This window comes from Pedobacter sp. 05L430, assembly GCF_056397585.1.
This window is the reverse complement of the sequence record NZ_JBFTNT010000308.1, coordinates 1-4,789: the sequence shown is the minus strand read 5'-3', so window position 1 is coordinate 4,789 and position 4,789 is coordinate 1. Positions and strand designations below refer to the sequence as shown.

Here is a 4,789-nt window from a genome sequence, read left to right as displayed (position 1 = left end):
GTTTCTTGTAACATTTATATGTTACTAAAGATTAAAGGCGGTTTTAAGATAAAGCGGATATTTTTCCAGATCACTTTTTACGTTCCCATCTTTAAATATATCAAAACAATTATAATCGGGCACAACTTCAGCACCACAAAATCGGTAATTGGCTGTAATAGCTATTAATACGTCAGCAGTACTTCTGCCTTCAAAAAGATACTGTGCTGGATCGTCAAAACTTGCCTTTGGTGCATTCCAGGTAGCAGATACCATAAATTTCTTCTGCTGTAAGTTTCCACCAGTTCCATATTGCTTTGTTAAATCTGCTCTGGTTCTTCCGTCTCCGTTCAAAAATCTGAAATTTTCTCTGCCACTGTTAAAGACATCGTCGGCATATTTTTTATAAATCCAGGGAGCCCCAAACCAGTTGATAGGAGTCTGCAAAATGATAATATCTGCCACTAAATGTTTTTCAACCTCTTCGTTTGCATCATAACCATTTTCTACTTTCGTTTCCAAAACTTCAAACCCGTTGGCCTCAAAAAAAACCTTGGCAATAGTCTGAAGGGATTCATTGAGTACTCCTTCACTAAAATTGGGATAATTTAGATGGGTATTGATAAGCAGTACTTTTTTATTCTGATTCATTTTAACTGGTAATTATTGTTTACTGATTGATATCTTATTTTACTACTTATTTTGATTTAACCATTCGTCAAATGATACATATTCACTGGTGGCAATTTCTTTGGCAAATTCAATTCGTGCCGCTGAACCTGGCCCCATATAGGTGTATTTTTCACAAAATCCAAACATATCCGTTACTCCCTTTCCTCCTTCCATTAGACTGGAGAACACTGCACCCGGGACTTGCGCATAGCTATACGTATTGCCGTGCTTTTTATAAACTGCGATAATATCGTCAAAGCTGTACAGCTCTGTTGCCAAGGTAAGGTAATTGCCATTGCCTGCTTTTTCAGGCTGCAAAAATGCACCAGCCACAACTTTTCCCATATCGTTGATGTCTGACCAATGGACTACCTGTTTTGTCGGATCGAGCGGTAGCGTCCAACCGGTTGTGCCGTCTTGCTGCGGCTGTGGTGCAAGCCAAGCGGCGAGATTTTGGAAATAGAATGGAGCTTCTACAAAAGATGTATACTTAAATCCTGCATTCTTTACTGTATCATCTAGCTTTGATTTATTTGTAAAGAAAGGAACATCAAATTCACCGTTGCTTATTGATTCAACGTCAGGAAGTGTTGACCATACGAAATGCTCTACTCCGGCTGCTTTTGCTGCTTCCACTGCATTTTTGCCCTGGCCAATTTCGTCTGCACCTCCCCAATAGTTGGTTACTACAAATACGCCATAAACATCCTTAAACGCTTCCTTTAATGACTCCAAATCAGTTAAATCAGCGTAAACTACCTCACTTGCCTTGCCCGAATAATTTTCGGGATCACGGGTTGTTGCTCTTACATTGAAAGTACCTTCCTGTACAAGGGTATTAACCACACCCGAACCTTGTGAGCCTGTTGCTCCGATCACTGCTATTGTTTTTTTAAGATTGCTCATAATTTTATGTATTTAATTATAAGACAAAATTAGGGGATGAGTTTAGCTGCCCGTTATACAAATCAGGGAAGACGTGATACATTTTAAGGATAGGATTTTTTGAAGTTTTTATTTAAGAATAACAAAAGGGACCGCCCTTATGAGAAGAAACAGGAAATGACAGGACAATGCGATTGCGGTAAGCTTCTTTAAATACTGAAAACTGTGATGGTCCGATCAAAAGTTCAGACCAGGGCACAGGCGATAATGGAAATATGCAATTACATCATTGTATGTTACGATAGAAAAAGAAGGTATTCCGCGATCGGTTAAAGATCAGCAGTTATATTGACGAAGATCATAAAACGAGTACAAGTTGCCTGAAATGTCTTTACATTGCCACTGCGGCTAAAGATAAGTTATATTAGCTTTAATTATTTGTGAGTGTTAGCTATTCTGTAGTCAGTTGGGTTTACCCCGGTCAGCTTTTTAAAAACCTTTGATAAATGACTGACATCGGTAAATCCAAACTCATCTGCAATCTGTTTCAATTTGAGCCCTCCAATAGCTATTCTCTTTTCGATGAGCTTGATCCGGTAATTGTCAAGGTATTCCTGATAAGCTATTCCAAAGTTTCTTTTAAAATAGTTGCTGAAATATCTAATTGAAATGTTGAAATGTGAAGCAACCGCCTTTACTGTTATCATTTCCCTACAATAGATATTCTCATGGAGGTAGGATAAAATCTGTTCGTTGTTAGGGTCATTATTTATAACCATAATTGCCTCTACTGGCATCGATTCTTTTATAATGCCGAAGATTCCCAGCAGCAAATAAAAAACAACAGCTGAATAAGCAACATTTTTCACCTTATCGTAGGCAAGTAAGCTATTTATAAGGTTTTTGAGGATCCCGGAATGAAGACTGCCCATTTCTATTTTAACTTCCTTTAGGAAGCGCAGTTTCATTATGGCTTCTGGCGTACTGGAATAGTACTCGTCGGGAGCAAGGTGTCTGTTCGAATTAAAATAAGCTTCATTAAATTTGATATAGGTAAAGGTGGTGACCTCATTAATTTCAAAAAAATGCTCGTCTCCCGGAGCGATTAAAAACAGGTCACCACTTTCATATGCCAATGTGTTCTCATTATATAAATGACTGCCCTTTCCATTATTGATGTACACGATTTCAAAATGGTTATGCGTATGGCGGGAACAGCTTTCACTTAAATTTTCCTCGTGCTCAATACTTAGTGGCTCAAACTGTTTTAGGATTTTCATCTATTAATTATACTGATAATTGAAACAAATATACCTTAATTTTCAGGTTTCAAGAAGGAACTTTGCTTTATAAAATTTATAGAAATGAAAGAGATAGAATTATTGGCAGCTTATTTTACCATAGCTGGAGACATACATCCCTTTGGTCCGACTGAGATCAGTCCGTTTGATTTTAGGTTCCGGGTTGAAGCAGCTTCTAAAGTTGGCTACAAGGGAATAGGATTGGTACATGCTGATCTGATGGCTACCATAGATAAGATTGGCTTTTCAGAAATGAAAACTATCCTAGAAACAAACGGTATCAAACATTTGGAGTTTGAGTTTTTGGACAATTGGTTCGAAACGGGGGAAGCCCGCAGAACATCCGATAAAATGAGACAGGAACTTCTCCATGCGGCGGAAACCTTGGGGGCAAGAAATATAAAGATTGCACCGGGTCTTTTTAGGGACGATATCAATATCCCGTTAATGTCCGAGGAGTTTGCTAAAATAAGTCAGGAGGCGGCAGATGCAGGTACCACTATTGTATTGGAGATCATGCCATTTAGTAACGTAAACTCAATAGATACAGCTCTTGAGATTGTACAGGGTGCAAACCACCCTAATGGTGGATTGCTTTTAGATGTGTGGCATTTGAGTCGCGGCGGTATAGCCTTTAGTGAGATTGAAAAAATCCCATTGGAGTTTATCGGTGCAGTAGAATTGGATGATGCGGATAGATATCCAATAGATCCGCTTTGGCAGGACACTATCCATAAACGGAAACTGCCTGGACAAGGCACCCTTGATATTCGCGGGTTTATAAAAGCAATACAATCCAAAGGATATAAAGGACCTTGGGGGGTAGAGGTGCTTTCAGAAGTTATTCGCAAACTTCCGTTGGAGGAAATGGCCAAGTCTACTTTTGATACATCAATCGCCCAATTTGACGGCATGGGATAAGACTGATTAGTAAAAGTCTACATGGTAATAGCGTGTAGACTTTTTTAGTGCAACCTCTGTACCATACTTGAATAAGTTGACTTTTGGTCAACCTATAGGCAGATGACCCTTAACAAGATAAGTAGCTAAATTTTTATACTTGAATTAAAATTCAAGTATATCTATGGCATCAGTAAAAGTCTATCCCAGACTGGATAAAATCAATAAGAACGGCCAGGTGCCGATCTATCTACGTCTAACCAAAAACAGAAAATCAAAGTACATCGCTCTCGATGTCTACATCAATCCAAAAGACTGGAATGAGAAAACAGGTAAAGTAAAACCAGGTGCAAAGAATGCTACTCAAATAAACAGTTTCATTTCTTCCAAAGAAGCAGAAGCAGAAGCTATCTCTCTGGAGATGGAAACCAAATCCAAATTCATTACTGCTTATGATATCAAGTCCAGGATCATTGGGAGCCCTCCAGCTGACTTTTTTGAGTTCATGTCGAATAGGAGTAAGGCACTATCAGAAGAGTTGAGTATTGGAACGATTAGGCGGTTCAATGGCATACTTGGCAAACTGAAAAAATTTACAAAACGAGACAAGCTGTTCTTTGATGAGATCAATGTCAAGTTTATAAGAGACTTCCAGCAGTTCCTGATTGAGGAACTAAAGAATCACAACAATACTGTGCATTCCAACCTGAAAGTGGTCAGGAAAATGATTAGTGATGCAATTGACGAAGAGCTGATGCCGGCAGAGAAAAATCCATTCAATAAGATCAAACTGAAAGGACAAAAGACCTTCAGAGAATTTCTCCTAGATGACGAGCTGGAGAGAATTGAAAGCCTGGATTTGGAGCATGGTTCCATCATCAACCATCATCGAAACCTTTACGTTTTCAGTGCATACTCCGGAGGCGTCCGGATCTCCGATCTGCTAATGATGCGCTGGAAGAATTTCAATGGAAAACACCTCTACTTCCAGGTCAAAAAGACCAAAGAGGATCTGAGTATCAAACTACTTAAAAAGTCACTCGATATACTTC

The 4,789-nt window shown here is 38.9% G+C and carries 5 protein-coding genes; 2 read left to right on the top strand and 3 right to left on the bottom strand.

Features of this window, described 5'->3' with window-relative positions; genetic code table 11:
- Positions 1 to 24: 24 nt before the first annotated feature.
- The 3 genes from AC1DG9_RS23300 to AC1DG9_RS23290 all read right to left on the bottom strand — a co-directional run bounded on the left by AC1DG9_RS23300 (position 25) and on the right by AC1DG9_RS23290 (position 2,816).
- A complete protein-coding gene (locus AC1DG9_RS23300; protein WP_337716242.1) occupies positions 25 to 630 on the bottom strand; it encodes an NAD(P)H-dependent oxidoreductase in 606 nt (201 codons plus the stop codon).
- 42 nt (positions 631 to 672) lie between these two features.
- A complete protein-coding gene (locus AC1DG9_RS23295; RefSeq protein ID WP_337716244.1) occupies positions 673 to 1,557 on the bottom strand; it encodes an NmrA/HSCARG family protein in 885 nt (294 codons plus the stop codon).
- Between the two features lie 413 nt (positions 1,558 to 1,970).
- The gene (locus AC1DG9_RS23290; RefSeq protein WP_337716246.1) at positions 1,971 to 2,816 is read right to left on the bottom strand and encodes a helix-turn-helix domain-containing protein; all 846 of its coding nucleotides are present in this window, start codon (positions 2,814 to 2,816) and stop codon (positions 1,971 to 1,973) included.
- Positions 2,817 to 2,900: 84 nt separating this feature from the next.
- Here AC1DG9_RS23290 and AC1DG9_RS23285 point away from each other — a divergent pair, with 84 nt between their 5' ends.
- Together AC1DG9_RS23285 and AC1DG9_RS23280 are read left to right on the top strand one after the other, a co-directional pair.
- Positions 2,901 to 3,758, top strand: a complete 858-nt coding sequence (locus AC1DG9_RS23285) for a sugar phosphate isomerase/epimerase family protein (protein WP_337716248.1) — start codon at positions 2,901 to 2,903, stop codon at positions 3,756 to 3,758.
- 163 nt (positions 3,759 to 3,921) lie between these two features.
- Positions 3,922 to 4,789: site-specific integrase (locus AC1DG9_RS23280; RefSeq protein WP_477635332.1), on the top strand; the 868-nt coding region annotated here is incomplete at its 3' end.